General features: G+C 40.7%; 17 protein-coding genes and 1 tRNA gene. 3 read left to right on the forward strand and 15 right to left on the reverse strand.

Annotated elements, in window-relative coordinates:
* Positions 1-16 precede the first annotated feature (16 nt).
* The 11 genes from ACO1QW_RS17885 to ACO1QW_RS17935 form a co-directional block, all read right to left on the reverse strand.
* On the reverse strand, positions 17-442 hold the full coding sequence (locus ACO1QW_RS17885) for a VOC family protein (protein ID WP_486260752.1): 426 nt from the start codon (positions 440-442) through the stop codon (positions 17-19).
* 24 nt (positions 443-466) lie between these two features.
* Positions 467-673 carry a hypothetical protein gene (locus ACO1QW_RS17890; RefSeq protein ID WP_486260753.1) on the reverse strand — a complete coding sequence of 69 codons (207 nt, stop codon included), beginning with the start codon at positions 671-673 and terminating at the stop codon, positions 467-469.
* A 1-nt stretch (position 674) separates the two neighbouring features.
* Positions 675-1,163, reverse strand: a complete 489-nt coding sequence (gene nuoE, locus ACO1QW_RS17895; RefSeq protein ID WP_486260754.1) for an NADH-quinone oxidoreductase subunit NuoE — start codon at positions 1,161-1,163, stop codon at positions 675-677.
* 45 nt (positions 1,164-1,208) lie between these two features.
* Positions 1,209-2,435 (reverse strand): NADH-quinone oxidoreductase subunit D, encoded by a 1,227-nt coding sequence (locus ACO1QW_RS17900; RefSeq protein ID WP_486260755.1) that lies wholly within the window; start codon positions 2,433-2,435, stop codon positions 1,209-1,211.
* A gap of 101 nt (positions 2,436-2,536) precedes the next feature.
* Positions 2,537-3,055, reverse strand: coding sequence for an NADH-quinone oxidoreductase subunit C (locus tag ACO1QW_RS17905; protein ID WP_486260756.1), 519 nt, complete (start codon positions 3,053-3,055; stop codon positions 2,537-2,539).
* A gap of 88 nt (positions 3,056-3,143) precedes the next feature.
* Positions 3,144-3,734, reverse strand: a complete 591-nt coding sequence (locus ACO1QW_RS17910; RefSeq protein ID WP_486260757.1) for an NADH-quinone oxidoreductase subunit B — start codon at positions 3,732-3,734, stop codon at positions 3,144-3,146.
* Between the two features lie 109 nt (positions 3,735-3,843).
* Positions 3,844-4,263 carry an NADH-quinone oxidoreductase subunit A gene (locus tag ACO1QW_RS17915; protein WP_486260758.1) on the reverse strand — a complete coding sequence of 140 codons (420 nt, stop codon included), beginning with the start codon at positions 4,261-4,263 and terminating at the stop codon, positions 3,844-3,846.
* A gap of 118 nt (positions 4,264-4,381) precedes the next feature.
* The gene (locus ACO1QW_RS17920) at positions 4,382-6,148 is read right to left on the reverse strand and encodes a tetratricopeptide repeat protein (protein WP_486260759.1); all 1,767 of its coding nucleotides are present in this window, start codon (positions 6,146-6,148) and stop codon (positions 4,382-4,384) included.
* Between the two features lie 57 nt (positions 6,149-6,205).
* A complete protein-coding gene (locus tag ACO1QW_RS17925; RefSeq protein WP_486260760.1) occupies positions 6,206-7,141 on the reverse strand; it encodes a PstS family phosphate ABC transporter substrate-binding protein in 936 nt (311 codons plus the stop codon).
* Between the two features lie 3 nt (positions 7,142-7,144).
* Positions 7,145-7,384: a hypothetical protein gene (locus ACO1QW_RS17930; RefSeq protein WP_486260761.1), complete on the reverse strand. Its 240-nt coding sequence runs from the start codon at positions 7,382-7,384 to the stop codon at positions 7,145-7,147.
* Positions 7,385-7,421: 37 nt separating this feature from the next.
* Positions 7,422-8,246, reverse strand: coding sequence for an energy transducer TonB (locus tag ACO1QW_RS17935; RefSeq protein ID WP_486260762.1), 825 nt, complete (start codon positions 8,244-8,246; stop codon positions 7,422-7,424).
* Between the two features lie 258 nt (positions 8,247-8,504).
* On the opposite strand from ACO1QW_RS17935, the gene ACO1QW_RS17940 reads away from it, so the two are divergent.
* The 3 genes from ACO1QW_RS17940 (at position 8,505) to ACO1QW_RS17950 (ending at position 10,589) form a co-directional block, all read left to right on the forward strand.
* Entirely contained in the window at positions 8,505-8,987 is a 483-nt protein-coding gene (locus ACO1QW_RS17940; protein ID WP_486260763.1) for a low molecular weight protein-tyrosine-phosphatase, read from the forward strand.
* 55 nt (positions 8,988-9,042) lie between these two features.
* The gene (gene hisS / locus ACO1QW_RS17945) at positions 9,043-10,407 is read left to right on the forward strand and encodes a histidine--tRNA ligase (RefSeq protein ID WP_486260764.1); all 1,365 of its coding nucleotides are present in this window, start codon (positions 9,043-9,045) and stop codon (positions 10,405-10,407) included.
* Between the two features lie 93 nt (positions 10,408-10,500).
* Positions 10,501-10,589: transfer RNA gene (locus ACO1QW_RS17950), tRNA-Ser, on the forward strand.
* A gap of 87 nt (positions 10,590-10,676) precedes the next feature.
* On the opposite strand, the gene ACO1QW_RS17955 is transcribed toward ACO1QW_RS17950, so the two are convergent.
* Genes ACO1QW_RS17955 through ACO1QW_RS17970 form a run of 4 tightly spaced genes read right to left on the reverse strand, consistent with a single transcriptional unit; the run spans position 10,677 to position 17,538 of the window.
* A complete protein-coding gene (locus tag ACO1QW_RS17955) occupies positions 10,677-11,177 on the reverse strand; it encodes a hypothetical protein (protein ID WP_486260765.1) in 501 nt (166 codons plus the stop codon).
* A 22-nt stretch (positions 11,178-11,199) separates the two neighbouring features.
* Positions 11,200-14,013 (reverse strand): TolB family protein, encoded by a 2,814-nt coding sequence (locus ACO1QW_RS17960; protein ID WP_486260766.1) that lies wholly within the window; start codon positions 14,011-14,013, stop codon positions 11,200-11,202.
* An 18-nt stretch (positions 14,014-14,031) separates the two neighbouring features.
* Entirely contained in the window at positions 14,032-15,402 is a 1,371-nt protein-coding gene (locus ACO1QW_RS17965) for a hypothetical protein (protein WP_486260767.1), read from the reverse strand.
* Between the two features lie 12 nt (positions 15,403-15,414).
* Complete coding sequence (locus ACO1QW_RS17970; RefSeq protein ID WP_486260768.1) at positions 15,415-17,538, reverse strand: tetratricopeptide repeat protein; 2,124 nt, start codon at positions 17,536-17,538, stop codon at positions 15,415-15,417.
* Positions 17,539-17,546: the final 8 nt, after the last annotated feature.

Raw genomic sequence — 17,546 nt, forward strand, 5'->3', positions numbered from 1 at the left:
GCTATATTTTCAGCTATTAGCTTTTATTTTCTTCTTTCGGATAATCGTAGTTGAACATCCAATTAAAATCATATTTATCTTTCAACATACCAAAACGTGCACCCCAGAATGTATCCTGTAGTTCCATTACCACTGTACCACCTTCACTTAATGCACTAAATGTTTTGTTGATGCTGTCGAGATCAGTAAAGTGCAAAGACAAACTCAGGTTTGTTCCACCCGCCACCGGCTGGCCTGGCATACCATCTGATACCATGAACGTAAGATCACCTGCACGAAAAGTAGCGTGCATGATATGATTCTTTGCTTCCGCGGGCACTTCCATTGGTGATTCACCAAATGTTTGCTGAAATTCAACAGCACCGTTTAGCGCTTTGCTGTAAAAAGCAAGTGCTTCGCTGGCGTTGCCGTTAAAATTCAGATATGGAACAATTGCATTCATGTTGTTAGTTATAGATGAAAAAGTTTATTTCTTTTCCGGTGCATCTTTAAACCAATCAGGTTTAAAGCGCAATAAATTTCTTAATACCAATGAGCCAAGTGCCAAACCAATTCCGATAAACATCATTGGGCGCATTGTAGTTTTATCCTTACTCATCAGGAAGACGATAATGACGATCATCGCTGATGTTGAAAGTAAAAACCCAATAAACATGGCTGTTTTCTTCGTCATCTTAATTGGCTTTTGCTTTTCCTTCGGCAATCAATGCATCAATTTTTTCTTTGGTTAGGTGTTCACGGTAATCAGGACCTAACTGCATCATTGGCGCATAACCACAAGCACCCAAACATTCAACTGTCTTCAATGTAAATAAACCATCAGCAGTTGTTTGTCCGGGTTTAATGTTGAGCTTTTCATAAATGTATGCGACAATATCATCGCTGCCATTTAACATGCAAGGGCCTGTTTGACAAACTTCAAATATTGTTTTACCTACCGGTTGCAAATTGTACATGCTGTAAAAAGTAGCTACTTCATACACTTCAATGGGAGCGATCTTCAATAGCTCTGCTGTATAATCCATTGCTTCTGCACTTAACCATCCGCCATTTTCTTTCTGCACATAATGCAACAATGGAAGCAAAGCACTTTTCTGCTTTCCCTCGGGATAATGAGAGATCATCTCATCTACTTTTTTCAACTGTTCTTCTGAAAACTTCATTCTGCTATTTTCAAATGTTCAAATCAATTAATCTTCAAGCAAACCCTAAGCGTCTAACTCCCCTGCTATCAAATTCAAACTACTCATCACCACAATGGCATCGCTTAACATTCCACCTTTCACTAATTCTTCAAATGCCTGGTAATAAATAAAACATGGACGACGGAAATGCAAACGATAAGGTGTGCGGCCACCATCACTAATAAAATAATAACCTAATTCACCATTTGCTCCTTCCACACTGCAGTAAACTTCACCTATTGGCATTTCAATTTCACCCATAATAATTTTGAAGTGCCAGATGAGTGCTTCCATACTGGTGTACACATCTTTCTTTTCGGGCAAATAATATTCAGGCACGTTTGCATGATATACTTCCGAATCTGCACCTTTAAAATCCTGTATCTTTTGATAAGCCTGCTCAATAATGCTTAAGCTTTCCCACATTTCTACGTTACGAACGAGATAGCGGTCGTATGTATCACCGGTTGTTCCAACAGGGACAATGAAATTAAAATCTTCGTAAGATGAATAAGGTGTGTGCACACGCACATCATAATCAACGCCCGCAGCACGCAGGTTAGGACCTGTAAAGCCATAGTTCAACGCACGTTCAGCGGAGATAGGCCCACAACCAACTGTACGATCGATAAAAATCCTGTTTCGTGTAAACAGGTTTTCAAATTCTTTTAATGCTTTTGGATATTCCTTGAGGAATTTTTCCAGTTTCTGCCAGGCAACAGGTGTAAAATTTCTTTCAAAACCACCAATGCGGCCAATATTTGTTGTCAAGCGGCTGCCGCAGATCTCTTCATAAATTTCATAGATCAATTCACGGAACTCCATGAGATAAACGAAACCGGAGAATGCGCCTGTATCAACACCTAAAATTGAATTACAAATGAGGTGATCGCTGATACGTGCAAGCTCCATCAAGATCACACGCAGGTAATCAACTCGCTTTGGTGTTTGAATACCCAATAATTTTTCGCAGGTAAGATGCCAGCCAATATTATTGATAGGGCTGCTGCAATAATTCAAACGATCAGTAAGTGGTGTAATTTGATATAGCGGACGACGTTCAGCTAATTTTTCAAATGCACGGTGAATGTATCCTACTGTTGATTCAGAAGACATCACACGCTCACCATCCATTTCCATGATATTCTGAAACACACCATGTGTTGCAGGATGCGTTGGCCCAACATTAAGAGTGATGGTCTTCTTCTCAATGGAACCTTCCGGTAACAATATATTTTGAACGTCGCTCATGTTAAATTGAATTTGAAAATTTGAAAATTTGAAAATTTGAAGATTGAAAACCGAACAACTCGACATTTTCAAATTTCCAAATCATCTAATCTTCAAATTACCTAATTAATACTCCCTCCTCTTCCAAACATTTCGTCATCTTTATCAATACGTGTCTGGTCTTCCAATGGAAATTCTTTACGCATCGGGAAATAATCCATCTCATCAACATTCAAAATGCGTTTGAGATTAGGATGCCCAACGAAATTCACTCCAAAGAAATCGAATGTTTCTCGCTCCATCCAGTTTGCTGTTGCATATAACTGTGTTGCAGTAAACACATCGGGTGTATTGATATCGGTAAATACTTTAAAACGGATACGCACATTATCAACTAGGTTGTGCAAATGATACACAACTGCTAATTCACGGCCTTTATCGTTTGGATAATGTACAGCTTGCAGATCGGTGAGAAAACGAAACTTCAACGTTTCGTCATCAAATAAAAACTGGAGCACCTTTAAATTAAAATCCTTTGGCGCTTCAAATGTGAGCATACCATAAGGCTCAGAAAAGTTAGTTATCGCTTCTCCAAATTTTTCTACCAGCTTGTTTTGAATCTGTTCGTTGATCAAAGCCATCTCAATTCGAAAATTTGAGCATTTGAAAATTTGAAAAATTATTGTGATGGATCACCACATTTTCAAATCATCAAACTGATTAATTGTTTTATTGTATTCCGTAACTGTCCAGTAATTTTTGATAATGTTCGCTGTTGCGGCGGCGAAGACTTTCCTGCCCAACCAGGTCCTGTATCCGCATCAGTCCATCAAGAATTGCTTCTGGTCTTGGAGGGCAACCCGGTACATACACATCCACGGGCACCACCTGGTCAATTCCCTGCAACACACTATATGTATCGAAAATACCCCCGCTGCTTGCACAAGCACCTACAGCCATTACCCAACGGGGCTCAGCCATTTGCAGGTATACTTGTTTAACAACCGGCCCCATTTTTTTTGAAATTGTTCCCATTACCATCATCAGATCGCACTGGCGTGGAGTAAAGGCCATACGCTCAGAACCAAAACGACCAAGATCGTAATGGGCTGCAGCTGTTGCCATAAACTCAATACCACAACAAGAAGTTGCAAAAGGTAAAGGCCAGATAGAATTCTTACGGGCCAGTCCCACTACTTCGCTGAGCTTAGTAGCAAAAAAACCTTCACCCATATGACCTTCAGGCATATCAACTACGCTGATATGGCCTTTTTGATCGACAGGTTTAGGATTGATATTAAATTGTACCGGACGTGACATAGTTTAATAATTTGAGAATTTGAATAATTGAAAATCAAAGCCTGCCATTAGCACAAGTATCCATAATTAGGCCCGTTTTCAAATCTTCAAATTGGTTGGTTTTCAAATCTTAATCCTCCCAATTAAGCGCACCTTTCTTAATAATATAATAGAATCCACACAGGAAAAATCCGACAAACATTAATACAGCCATAAATCCTCCCCATCCCAGTTCCCTGAAATTAACAGCGTAAGGATAGAAAAAGATCACTTCCACATCAAATAACACAAACAGGATAGCTACCAGGAAGTATTTTACCGCCATTGGCTGACGTGCATTACCATGAATTTCGATACCGCTTTCAAAGTTTTCCAGCTTTTGGGCAGTTGGGCGCTTAGGGCCCAGTAAATGCGTAGCCAGCATCATAACGGCCACGAAACCTACTGCGAACAATATCTGGATACCGATGGGAAAATAATTACCTGAATCATTCACCGATTGAACAACGGGGGCTGCAGGACTGGACTGTAAAAAGAAAAACCATTTCATGTGAATGCAGGTTTTGAATGCCGCAAAAATAAGGCAGGGTGTTGGAAATTCCCTGTAATAAAAAAAAATCCCTCCGCTGTTGCGAAGGGATATAGAAATAAAAATGAAATCTAAGTATTTAACTGTACAAAACAGTCTTTCGTTCACTTTGCCGGGTAACAGAATTACTGTTTACACCACTTGTTGCTTTACTATTGCTACCTGTTGACTGTGATTTTCCACCAGTAAGCTGACGCTTGTATTCCGCAGCTTCTTTATCTGTAGGGTCAATTGCCAGTATCTTATCGCAAAACTCAATGGCTGTTTTATAATCCTTCTTTACAAAGATGTTATAGCCAATAAAATATTTGTAAGCCAATTTGATCTGCGGACGGAAAGAAGCCGAATCCTTACTTGCAGAAGCTACCTGTACAAATTTTTCAAAATGCGGGTTAGCCATGCTGTTGACCATACTCGTATCGATGCTCCAGTTTGAGCGGGCACGCCAGTAGTAGCCGTAAGCTTGATCAGGATACTGGGTGGTGTATATAGAAAATACACTATCCGCTTTACGATAATAATTAAAATCACCAGAAGCCGCACCAGCGTCAAAGAAAGTACGACCAAGGTTGTACATATCCACATTGCTAGGCGTTTTCTTGGCTTTGTACTGCTTTTCTAACCAGTATGCTGTAGCTACTTTGTCGTTCTGTTTTTTAGCAAGTATAACTGCCTGATCTAAATAAGATGCCTTGTTCTCTTGAGAAGTATCGGCGTTCATCGCCTTTTCATAATAAGTATAAGCCTGCGATTGACTACCTGGCGTGCCGGCAAAAATGTCGCCGAGCAACTGGTAATCTTTCGGAACAATGTCTTCTGGCTTCGATTTCGCTAAAAATATATCAATGTTCTTTTTTGCATTGGCATATTCAGCTACTGCTGTAATTGAATCGTTTCCTTTTGCAGCTTTTTCAGCCAATGATTTATAACTATATGCTTTTAAGCGATAGATACGTGGACGGATCACGTCAGCCCCTACTTTATTGATAAGTTCATCACTCTGAGTGATTGCTTCTTTGAACTGGCCTGATGCATATTTCAAATCGATACGGTAGTAATCGTTCTGTGCATCGTTATCAATCACTGCGATATATTTATTCAGGTAATCTTCCGCTTTAGCTACGTCTCTGAAATACCAATATGCATACAATGAATAGAAAGCAGGACCGTATGCAGGATCCATATTTGCTGCCTCTTCATAGGCAGGCAAAAAGAACTCTCTATTCTTCTGACTTTCGTAGATCTGTCCTTCCTTATATTTTGCAGCTGCATATTTAGGGTTGAGTGTAAGCGCATTTTTGAACGCCAGCACTGCATTACCACCGTCAACCAATTTCCTGTAAGAATCGCCGATTGTGACATAAACAGAAGGATCGTTGAATTTCTTTGTTGTTAAGATCTTCTGTAACTGTGCAATACCATAATTGGCATCACCTGCTTTGGCGTAAGCGTTTGCACGGCCTACTGCATGTAACACTTCATTATCTTTTGATTTACTGCTGTTAATAGCCATATCAAAATGGCTACGTGCATCGGTTGCTTTATTTTCCAGCAATTCTACATGTCCCATACCAGTTAACAGGATAGGTGAAGTAGCATTTGCCTGCAACCCTGCCTGGTAAGTTTGCTTTGCCTTAGCAACGTCTTCCAAACCAATATATGCCTGGCCTAACCAATAAGCTGCTTCCTCGTTCTTGGGATTTGCAGTCACGAGTTTCTCAAACACGTCTTTTGCACTTTTGAAGCGTTCATAATACATGAACTTTTTACCATCATCGATGGATTGTGCCAGTAACTGCTGCACTAAAAGAACTGCCACAAATACTAAACTGAGTGATCGTTTCATTTTTTCTTTCTTTGGTTTTAAGTAATCGGTTGCTCAGGGTCGGTAAAAATATTAAAATTATTGTTTTACAGGCTTCACTAATTTCAGTTGTGTTTCTCTCATCATAAAGATCCTTCTTGCAGGAACGAGATAACCCCTTCTAAAGATCAGTTGCCCCCTGTCGCTGTTCATAAAATTTACAAATGCATTTCCCAACCCCGAATGATTTTCTTTTAAGACGTAATAGATATCTCTGGTGTAGGGATAACGTTTTGTTAAAATGTCCTCCTGCCAAGGTTTGGTATACGTATCTGCTTCCTCGCAACTATCACAGGGAAGCCATGCGATGCGCACCTTTTTCAAGAGCTCCAGTTGCTTGCTGTCTTCCGGATTGCCAATCCAGCTAACACCCACAAATCCCACATAACCGGGGTTTGCCGCAATATATTCCACCACTTCGCTACTGCTTTTTGCTGCTGTGATAATGGATGTATTAAACAATTTTCCTTTTAACACACTATCGATGGCATAACGTACCGTACTGGTTGCTTTTAAGCCATCAAAAACAGGTTTATAAGGCAGCTTACTTGTCCCTAACAACATTCCTGCCACTTCTTCTTTTGTAAAAACAGAGTCGGGAGCATTTCTGTTCACGACTAAAGCCACAGCATCGTTGGCTAATAATTCACTTTGGGGATAAAGACCAAGGGAGTCAGCATAATATCTTGCTTCATCGGGAGTGATGTTTTTTGTAACGATCACCATGCGCACACTGTCATTCAGCAGATCCTTCCAACACTCAGCTTCAGGTTTGTAATGAGCAATTATTTTTGCCTTGGAATTCGATGATTGAAACACCTGTATCTGTTCTTCAATAATTGGTTTGAACGATTCATCCACACTAATATGGATAGTGCCGCTTGTACCTGTATCGGTAGGTTTAGGTTTTGAGCTTTTGCAGGAAAAAAATAACAGGCTTAAACAGCCACACAGCACCATGCTCCACTTCTTCATGATTTATGATGGGTTGTTATAAGTTTTAACTCCTCTGAATATGCGAAAGGCGCCATAAAAAAATGCAGCAACACCAAAAACGGTGATCACATCGGGCGGAGGAAATGAAAATTCCAGGCCTAAGTATTTCGACAGGGCAAGCACCGCTCCCAATACCAGGTACACAATACCCAATACAACGTCGAAGACTGCCTTCACGTTCACGGGTTTATTCTTCTTTCTGAAATCTTCCTGGATTGACATGTAAGTTTTTTTCGGGAGCGGGCAAGTTAACTAATTTTTACTCTTCAGGAGCGGTAAAGGTTACAGGTTGCGTAAAATAAGATGCCACGGGTTTTCCTCTTTGTTTACCTGGTTTCCATTTGGGCATACGACCGATTACACGCAACACTTCCTTATCAAATTCCTTTCCTCCGCTTAGTGTAATTATTGCATCTGTTACCTCTCCATCAGCATTTACCACAAATTTTACCCGTACTGTTTTACGATCGCCAGCTTCCAGGTCTTCAGGTACTCTTAACATACGTTGCAGGTAACGGGTCCATGCTTCCATACCACCCGGAAATTCAGGATTTTCATCGGGGTGCTCAAGGATGGCAGGTTCTTCAGGAGCCGGGGTTTGGGGCGGAGTTGGAGTGATGCTCGTTTCACCGGGTTTCCCTTGCACAAATGTTTCTCCGCCCTCACCAACAGCAGGCTTGTCATTATCACCCGGAACATAATAATCCGGATCAGTTCTGTCAATTGGTGGACGCTTAGTTATTTGGTCATCCGGTACAATCTCGATTGATCTGTCTACCTTGGTTGGCGGTTGTGCCGCTACCGTTCTTTCCTTGGGTGCCTGCTCTTTTGGTGGATCATTTTTCTTGACCTCAGTTAACTGATGATCAGGTGGCAGCACAACATTTATTGATCTATGTAATACTTTCTTTGGCTTACTCATTACATAAACTGAAGCGCTAACAACCATCAACAACATAATACCCATTGCTTTTTTAAGATGCGAAGGATAAGCTTTGCGGATGGAATAAGCTCCATAAGTTTTGTTGCGGTTTTCGAAAATGATATCAAGCAGATCGGCTGTAAGAATTTGTTCGCTTTTCATGTGACGACGTTTTGGTGATGTGAAATAATTTGCAGGAATATTTGCAACAATCAAATGATTGAACACAAACAAACCTTCATTACACATGCGCCGGCCGGCTGCTCATGAATGAGAACGGTATTTATTTTTTATTAACCCGTTTGGTATTGAGATGCGTTGTGGAAATAAATCCACAAATCAAGTTCGAACTAAGAAGTACGGGTTACGAAACATGAACTTAAACTTTAAACTTGCAACAGTCAACTTATCTTTGCGGCCATGCGCATTTTAATGGTTTGTTTGGGAAACATTTGCAGAAGTCCTTTGGCAGAAGGTGTGCTGCAACACAAAGCATGGAAAGCCGGTTTGCAATGGAGTGTTGAAAGTGCAGGCACCGGTGCATGGCATGCTGGTGAACCACCGCACCATTTAAGTATTAAAGTAGCCAAGCATAACGGTGTTGACATCAGCAAACAACGTGCACGCCAGTTTGTAAAGGAAGATTTCCTCAACTACGATTTTATTTACGTGATGGACAGCAGCAATTATATTGATGTAAAACAAATGAGCGGCAAGTTGTGGAAAGAAGATAAAGTTGATCTGCTATTGAATGAATTATATCCCGGCGAAAACAGGGCTGTTCCTGATCCCTGGTATGGAAAAGAAGATGGTTATTATACGGTTTATGAAATGATCGACAGAGCATGTGATAAGATTATCGAGAAGCATCATGTGAGAAATACAGATATGTCTGATGTATGATCCTGGATTTATGATTTTGAACTGCTGCATTAAACTATAAACTATAAACTGAGCAATGGCGAAGGTTAACGTATCATTACCGCAAGGCACAAGAGATTTTGGAGCAGATGTTGTTCGCAAGCGTACTTATATTTTCAATACAATAAAATCAGTTTTTGAATTATACGGTTTCGAACCATTGGAAACACCTGCCATGGAAAACCTTGATACGTTGATGGGCAAATATGGTGAAGAAGGCGACAAGCTGATCTTTAAAATTCTCAATAACGGTCTGGATAATCCTGCCAAACTTCAAACAACAAAAGACGAGTTTGAAAAAGTACTCAATGGAAAAAACACGAGTGCTATAACTGAGCGTGCATTAAAGTATGATCTTACAATTCCCTTTGCACGATATGTAGCCATGAACCATAATCAACTCACTATGCCGTTCAAACGCTACCAGGTGCAGCCTGTTTGGAGAGCTGATCGTCCGCAAAAAGGACGCTATCGTGAGTTTTATCAATGCGATGCGGATGTGGTGGGCAGCAAATCATTGTTGAATGAAGTTGAACTGACAAATATCTACGCAACTGTTTTCCAAAAGCTTGGTGTTGATGTGGAGATCAAGATCAACAACCGGAAAATACTTGCTGCCTTAGCCGAACTGTGCGGCGGCAGCGACAAAATGGTTGACATTACCGTTGCTATTGACAAACTGGATAAGATCGGTTTAGAAAAAGTAAAAGAAGAATTAACACAACGTGGATTAAATGCGGACCAAATCTCTATCATCGAAAAGTATTTGCTCATCAATGGTAGCAATGCGGAAAAATTACAACAGATCAAATCTTTACTTGCAACAGTTGATATAGGTAAACAAGGAATTGAAGAACTGGAAACAGTCAGTCAGCAATCTCAAATCTCCAATTTGCAATTTGATTTTACACTGGCCCGTGGTCTTAATTATTACACCGGCATCATCTTCGAAGTAAAAGCGAAGAATGTGCAGATGGGAAGCATTGGTGGTGGCGGTCGTTACGACGATTTAACCGGTTTATTCGGTGTGCCTAATATTCCCGGTGTTGGTATTTCATTTGGCGTTGACCGTATTTATGATGTGATGGAAGAATTGAAACTCTTCCCGGCAGGTGTTCATACAGGAACAAAAGTTTTATTCTTCAATCTTGGCGATGCAGAAAGTAAAAAAGCCTTTGATCTGATGCAGCAGTTGCGCAGCAAGGGAGTTGCATGCGAACTATTTCATGAAAACAGCAAATTCGATAAGCAATTTAAATACGCCGAGAAAAAGCATATTCCTTTTATTGTTATTCTCGGCAGCAAAGAACTGGAGAATGGAAGCTGCAATGTAAAAGAATTGGCAACCGGTGTGCAGGAATCGCTCAGCTTCGATGCTTTACTGCAAAAATTTTCGGCTTAATAATGGCTGAATCAGCTAAAGAGAAATCATCTTTTCTTTTTTTGGGTTGTATGGGTGCGAATCTTTATTTTTGCCACCCTTAAAATTTCAGTCGGTGAGGTGGATGAGTGGCTGAAATCAGTAGTTTGCTAAACTGCCGTACGGGTAACTCTGTACCGCGGGTTCGAATCCCGCCCTCACCGCATACTAATCTTAAGTGTAAATGAATAAGCCGTAAACAAAATGTTTACGGCTTATTTTATTTCATGATCTGAACCTTCCTTTTCAACCTATTTAGCCTCCACTACTTTTAACGCACATTCCGCCTTTATAAAGTTTGTGGTATCCTTTTTATCGTAAAACCGCACTTTTAGCAAATAAGTTTCGTTCGTCTGCATCGGATCACCCGTGTTGAGGGTTGCAGTAAGATAACTGGCTTCATTTGCCGGTTTACCCTCAGAAAGATCCTGGTAAGCGTCCGGTAAATAAAAAATACTGTCGTTTGCCGGGCCAACTAACAGAATTGAACAACCCGGATAAACCTTGCCGTTTACTTCTTTAAAATTCGTTACCCCATCGGCTACAATCTTTACTTTATTTCCCAATGCCACTTCATTGTTTTTTAAAGGCGAATCATCGGCCCCTGCTAGAAAAATATTTTCTGCATTCAGGCCATTGTAACCGGAACTAAGTCCGGTGTTGAGATCCTTTTTTACCCCGGCGCTAAATTCGCATGCCGCAAAGAAAAATGCCGTTATGAAAAATGAAAGAGCGAAAATGCTTTTGTTCATGCTATGATTTTTTGATTGATGATTATTTGCAATCCCGGCAAGGACCATTCCCGGTGAAATGCGCAAAGATGCCCGACTCAGAAAAGCGATTGTCGAGATTGGCTGATTTTCCGAAGATGATATAGCTCCCGGTGTAAGAAATAGAAGGACGACCTACATAACTGCCGGCGACATTGCTCACTGCTGATTTTTTGCCCGTAACGGTGTTATGCAGAATAATATTGGAACCCGGCGCCCCAAGATTGGTTGCTTTTGTGGGAAAAGCAACCCATGTGCCGTCATAACTAATGCTTACTCTCTCGCCTTGTTCAATAGGACTATCACCGTTTGATGGAGCTCCATCATTGGTAAAACTGGCAACATTTACCTTCCCGGTTTCAACATCCACTACAAAAACATCCTGGAAAGAATTATTATCGTTTGGAATCATGTTTGTGGCTGTAGTTGCAAAAGAAACAAAGCGGCCGTTGCCTGAAATAACTGAAGCAACTTGTCTTGATGCAGATTCGGAACCTGCGTTTCTTTCTTTACCATCATGTGTTAAACTGATCCGTTTCAAACCAGGCTGAGATCGCTGCCATAAAAAAATATCCCAAAGATTATTATTGTCATTCGCTACCAACGTACCTGATGCTGAGCAAAAACTAATGCGGCTGCCATCGAACGATATACTTCCTTTATATCCATTGCCTCCTGTTTTCATAACAGGATCAACACTGATCATTTCTGTTTTACCATTTGCTATATCACGCAAGAAAATATTCGATACAGAACGACCTTTTGGAACAGATGATAAATTTGTTGCAGGTGAAGTGAACACAACAAATTTTCCGTTACCTGATACTGCTGCATCAAAACAATCTACATCGGCAGCAACACCATTCGATGCTCTACTGATCAGTTCAATACTGTTACTACTCTTTCTCCAAAGAAAAATATCTTTTGCATTATTGTTATCTGCCTGAACAAGATTAGTAGCTCTCGATTCAAACACTACCGTTTCTCCATCAGCAGAAATAGAAGGCTCTGCACAATCACCATTCCCCTGTTCGCCATTCGCTGCAACAGAAATCATTTTTGTAATGCCTGTGTTTCTATCACGCCAAAACAGCTGCCTGAATTTTCCACTTGATCCTTCAAAGTCTTTTGTGTTTGATATGAAAACAACGTAACGGCCTTCTTCTCCATTGTAACCACCAACGGCTGGCGCAAATGATTCATAAAAAGTGCTCATTGTTTTATCGCCCGAACTTCGTGTGAGTAATTCATAAGTAAAGTCAACGGCAATATTTATTTTGTTTACATCTTCAGGGGCTTTGCCATTTCCATAATACAACGCCGATTTCATATTTGATGCGATCTTTTTTACTGTTACATCAAATGACTCCCCTTCTTTTACTGATTTTGTAAACTTAACTGCTGAGCTGTTGTATAAATTTCCGGGGCTCTTTACAGGAGTGATGGTAAGGTCGTTTGCGTTGTTCATGGCAAGCGTAACAGGCACACCAGCAGGCGCACTTAATTTTCCTGACACAAATAAGGTTTTGCCTGAAGTTGAAGTGGATGTCGTTCGTGTTTGTGCTTTTGTATTGTTGTTCGACGTAGTTGGATCTGAATTGTTTTTTGCAACAGGGTTTGATGAAGCAACAGAAGATGAATTGGTATTTGTTTTAACTGTCGGACTATTTGCTAGGCTGGTATTACCATTCCTTGGGCCCGGTGCTGTTTTTCCAATGAAGGATTTGTAATAATCGAAATTCAACAGCTTTTCAATTTCCGTAGCAAACGTGGCCGATCGTGGATCCTTTGGTTCCGAGTTAAGAATAACATTTATCATTTGCGGCACAGCGGCCGAACTCAATTTTTTGAAATAAGTTGGGTTGGGTTTAATCAGCAATTCTGCAAACGGTTCTACCTTGTCTGTAAAACTGTAATCGAAATTGTTTTGCGTGCTTTTGATCACGATCGCCCATTTAGCCAACTCTTCAGGAGGTGCTGAAAGTTGTTCGTCTATTCTTGCCAAAGCAGCTTCGTAGCCTTGCATTAGTTTTTTAAAAAATGCCTGATCCCGTTCAACTGCCGGATTATGTGTGCCTGACATATAGTTTGCAAGTTTTGCAGGTTCCGATTTCCATTCCTGCTCTTTTGCTTTTTTCATTTGCTCCCATCCAAGTAGCTTTTCTTTTAAACGAGGAGCTTCTGCGGCCATTTCCTTTTGAAGAAAACGCTTTCGCTTCAATAAAAATTCACGACGGGTAACGTAACTCCAGGGCAGTTGTGCATCGTAAGTGATCAACCACATTTTCGTGTGAAATACCTCAGTACTACTCTTTTTAAAGACTGTTTCATTAAACTGCCAGATTCCCGGACGAATTTCAACCGGGAAACCTTCACGCAGCACATGATAACCAACAGGATTATCGGCAACAGTGGTATCATAAATTTCAACAAAGGGAACATAGTTGAAAAGTACTTTTAAAGTAGAGTTGATATCGAACTTGTTTAATGTTAACCCATCGCCTTCACAGAAATAACGCTCTCCAAACAAAGTGTACCAGCAATACGAAAGTTTCTGGCTGTATTGAACGGGTTGAAACGATCCTGAATACGCAGCATCTAAACCTTTGGGCTGGTATGCGGCTTGCAAAGGAGTATGCACTTCGTTATAAAAACGTCTTTGAATGGCCTGGTCGGCTGTGCTGCTCTTTACTGTCTCAGGTAGTTTTTTCCAAACACCTGATTTGGCCATAATGCGGTTCATACATGCATCATTGTCTTGTGCATGAGTTTGTACAGATGTAAATAATAATATGCAGGAAAATAGTTTTTGTAACATGACATGTTTTTGTGTTTACTAATTTATTTTACCATATGCTGTGTAGCTGCCATAGCTAACATCCTGCAACCAGAGAATGCGTGCACCTTTTATACAAGAAAAATATGCATTGTAAGTAACGGGTCTTCTTTCAATTTCGGAGCACCATATTTGCCAGTTGCTTAGCAACTTCCAAGTGCCGCTTGCTTTGGCAACATCAGTTCTGCTGCCCGTACTTACACTGTTGGTAGCCATTCCCAAATCCCATTGGTAGGTTTTGTTGCCTTTAAAAATATAAGTGACGCCTGATGCCACGCTTGATGATCCTGCATATACGCCTGTATTAACGTTGTAATAAGCAGTTGATCCATAAAATTGACTCGACCATTTACCAACGAGATCATTTTCGCCAACAGCAAACTTGTTCAGTCCAGCCAGGTTTACTAATGGACCCCACTCGTAGAAATAGGTACCAGGATTATCAATGCCAAACATTTGAACAAAGGTTGCTTTATCTGGCGCAATCACTTCTATCCATCCACTTTTGCCTTTACTAAAAAGCGCAACCCACACATCTTTTTTTGTAGCGTTGTCGTTCAGTAATCCTGCTGCATACAATCCCGGCTCTGAAGAATGGTTATATCCCGGCGTTTGGTATTCACGCAAATTCGTATAGCGAGGTGCCACCAGTAAATTCCAGAATACGTTTACATGTTCGTTGTATTGCGTATAATATTTTTTATCCTCTTCCCTTGGATAATGCAAGAGCACTTTAATATTTCCCTTAGTTGCTTCCACCCAATCTTCTTTTACAACACTTGTCCAGCCATCATCGAAATTTGATGTGTTGAATTGAAATCCATCGTTTGTTGCTGTTGTTGTCTGCACATGTTCTACAGGAGCACTTTGTTGCTGAGCTGTGGCTGGAGCAGAAAGTTGTAGTGATGCAACAAATTCATCTAACACAGCTCCATAAGAAGTGGTATTACTCAGCATCAGGAAACTTGCACAATTAATACCATCACTGAATGTATTTAATAACACGGAAGCAGTATCCTTATTGAACACAAACTTTCCTAGGCCGGTGTACAGTTTCCATCCCTGGTATGTTTGTGTATCTATTGCCAACGGTTCACCGCTTACCGCATAACGCTTCATTACCAGATCCTGCCATTCACTTTGAAAGTCGGCCTCAGGTGTTCCCTTGCTTGCCGTACGTTTCAGCATATCAATTTGCGCCCATGTACGTTGCGTATTATTTGTAATGGAAAAAAGTAAGCTGTTCTCCTTTGCCGACTTCGTCCATTTTGCTGGTGCAGTAAAAGTGAAAATGTCGAAACTTTGTTGTTGTGCTTTTGCACTGCATTGCATAAACAGGAAAACGATAAAAAAAGAATAGATTGGTTTCATTTTGATTATTGATTAGAATTTAATTCCTTTTAAAATACCACTGCCGGTTGCCGTAAATCCGCTGTTGATGGAGATAGTGGCATTAACACCGCCAAGAGACACGGATGGTTCTTTGGGTCCCACATTCACTTCGCCGATATCTGTTTCTACTTTTGTATTAAGTGTATTCGTTTTTACACCTGCATTAGCTGTAAGTTTTACACCAGCGTCTTTGAATCCTGAGCGGTCTATTTCTAAAAAGCCTGTTACTTCGGCTGATGTTTGTAATTGCAGCGGACCTTCTCCAAACTTCTTTCCCGTGCCTGCCGATACTTCAATTGTGCAGGTTTGAAATTCGTCAAAGAAATTGCGGTTCTCTTCACGATCAGCTGATTTTGTTTCCCAGCCGAGTTTTACAAAATCGATTTCTATTTCGGCAATCATACGGCCACATTCTGTTTTAATGGACGCATAGCCAAAATTCATTTCGCTTTTGTAGCGGCAATTCACTTCATCATAATCGGGAAGCGTACCAAACTTAGCCGTAGGTTTTTCGCTGCTATTTCCACACATGGTTGTTGGGTTTTCAAAAACGATCAGCTCAATGGGAACACGCAGCATTGCTATCCATTCCTGTTTGGCCAGGTTGATGTTAAAAGCAAGCTCTTCAGGAAATGCACGGTATAAATTATAATGTGCTATTTCATTTATTCTGGTATAAGCCCGATCAAGATGTTTCTTGCAAAAAGATTCGATGATGCTGTTAGCAGCCATTAGTAAACGGTCGTGTATGGCATCAAAGGCGCTGCAATAGGCTTCGGGAATACCCAATCCTTCACCCATTTTTCCACGAAATTGTTCATTGAGAGCCGTCAGTTCTTTTCCAGCAATTTCTTTTACACTGTCAACTGATTTCCGCATGGGAATTACAGCGATACCAAATGGATCGTGCAGTTCAATAGCAAGCAATTGATCAACCCGCGGACGCAATTTTTTTTCTGCCTTTGGTGAAAGATTGACAAATAAAGCTGAAGTTCTCGCTCCAGTGTATGGTGCATTCTTATCATGCTCCAACCTTTCCTGAAAACCTTTTTTGAAAGCCTCACCAAGCATCACTCCTTCCTCAGAAAGTTCACTGGCGATGCGGTTGATTTCTTTTCGGAACTGATCCCATTCTACCTGCATTACCTTGCTCTCTCCAACACTCTTGGGAAAAGAAGGCCATTTAAATTTCGATAAGCCTAACTCATCTTGTTTGCGGGGAGGATTGAAAAAAATATCATCGGGAGTTAATTCATAACCAAGGTCATTCAATCTTCTTTCTTTATCGCTTGTGTGCATGTGGCTGATCGCCTGCTTCATTGATTTGATAGCGGCAGTATGATTGCCTTTGCTTTCTTCAATAGCAGCTTTAATTTGATTTGCCTGCGGATGCCATGCACATAAGCGAATAGTGCTGTCAATATATTTTGAAGCAGTCGCCACATCGCCCAGGCCAAACCAGGCATGCGCAATATTGTTAAGAATGGTGCTGTTTTGCGGGTATTGCTTGTTTAAATAGTTGAGTAGTGGTAGTGCCATTTGTTCACCACCACTCATAGTCAACATTGCAGCAAAATTATTCAGGTGATTATCATTTGCAGGATCATCGGCACAGGCACGACTTAATAAGAGCAATGCTGGGGCGGCTTTTCCAAATGCCCAAAAGCCCACAGCAGCGTTAGCAACGGCCATAGTTGAACCATATTTCGACTTTATGGAATTGTAGAGTTCATCTGCTTTTGAAATTATAGATGCTGGAAACCTGCTTTGCAACTTTTGCTGAACAGATTGCATGTACACTGGCAAAGCTGTTTTTGTTAATGGCAGTTTTGAAATGGAAGCAATTCGTACTGCATCACGTTTTGGCACCAGCACTTCAGCTCCGCCATGGCTATTTGCCATTGCAAAATCGGCCATGTTTTTCATTTGCTTTACTGATGGCATTTTAATACCCATGCTATCCATAAAGCGTTTTTCTTCAGGACTCATGTTATTAAATGCCTCTTCCATTTCCTTCATTTCTTTTTGCGTTGGAAGCGGATCTTTTTTAACGGGTTTCTTTTGTGCTGAAACGGAGAGTGAAAACAATAAGAAAAACAATAGAATGTATTTCATGTTGATGA

Source organism: Lacibacter sp. (assembly GCF_057361365.1).

What these genes read in the sequence shown, in the direction of transcription:
- ACO1QW_RS17885 (WP_486260752.1), bottom strand. Translation starts at nt 442, where the DNA reads ATGAATGCAATTGTTCCATATCTGAATTTTAACGGCAACGCCAGCGAA.
- ACO1QW_RS17890 (WP_486260753.1), bottom strand. Translation starts at nt 673, where the DNA reads ATGACGAAGAAAACAGCCATGTTTATTGGGTTTTTACTTTCAACATCA.
- nuoE (WP_486260754.1), bottom strand. Translation starts at nt 1,163, where the DNA reads ATGAAGTTTTCAGAAGAACAGTTGAAAAAAGTAGATGAGATGATCTCT.
- ACO1QW_RS17900 (WP_486260755.1), bottom strand. Translation starts at nt 2,435, where the DNA reads ATGAGCGACGTTCAAAATATATTGTTACCGGAAGGTTCCATTGAGAAG.
- ACO1QW_RS17905 (WP_486260756.1), bottom strand. Translation starts at nt 3,055, where the DNA reads ATGGCTTTGATCAACGAACAGATTCAAAACAAGCTGGTAGAAAAATTT.
- ACO1QW_RS17910 (WP_486260757.1), bottom strand. Translation starts at nt 3,734, where the DNA reads ATGTCACGTCCGGTACAATTTAATATCAATCCTAAACCTGTCGATCAA.
- ACO1QW_RS17915 (WP_486260758.1), bottom strand. Translation starts at nt 4,263, where the DNA reads ATGAAATGGTTTTTCTTTTTACAGTCCAGTCCTGCAGCCCCCGTTGTT.
- ACO1QW_RS17920 (WP_486260759.1), bottom strand. Translation starts at nt 6,148, where the DNA reads ATGAAACGATCACTCAGTTTAGTATTTGTGGCAGTTCTTTTAGTGCAG.
- ACO1QW_RS17925 (WP_486260760.1), bottom strand. Translation starts at nt 7,141, where the DNA reads ATGAAGAAGTGGAGCATGGTGCTGTGTGGCTGTTTAAGCCTGTTATTT.
- ACO1QW_RS17930 (WP_486260761.1), bottom strand. Translation starts at nt 7,384, where the DNA reads ATGTCAATCCAGGAAGATTTCAGAAAGAAGAATAAACCCGTGAACGTG.
- ACO1QW_RS17935 (WP_486260762.1), bottom strand. Translation starts at nt 8,246, where the DNA reads ATGAAAAGCGAACAAATTCTTACAGCCGATCTGCTTGATATCATTTTC.
- ACO1QW_RS17940 (WP_486260763.1), top strand. Translation starts at nt 8,505, where the DNA reads ATGCGCATTTTAATGGTTTGTTTGGGAAACATTTGCAGAAGTCCTTTG.
- hisS (WP_486260764.1), top strand. Translation starts at nt 9,043, where the DNA reads ATGGCGAAGGTTAACGTATCATTACCGCAAGGCACAAGAGATTTTGGA.
- ACO1QW_RS17955 (WP_486260765.1), bottom strand. Translation starts at nt 11,177, where the DNA reads ATGAACAAAAGCATTTTCGCTCTTTCATTTTTCATAACGGCATTTTTC.
- ACO1QW_RS17960 (WP_486260766.1), bottom strand. Translation starts at nt 14,013, where the DNA reads ATGTTACAAAAACTATTTTCCTGCATATTATTATTTACATCTGTACAA.
- ACO1QW_RS17965 (WP_486260767.1), bottom strand. Translation starts at nt 15,402, where the DNA reads ATGAAACCAATCTATTCTTTTTTTATCGTTTTCCTGTTTATGCAATGC.
- ACO1QW_RS17970 (WP_486260768.1), bottom strand. Translation starts at nt 17,538, where the DNA reads ATGAAATACATTCTATTGTTTTTCTTATTGTTTTCACTCTCCGTTTCA.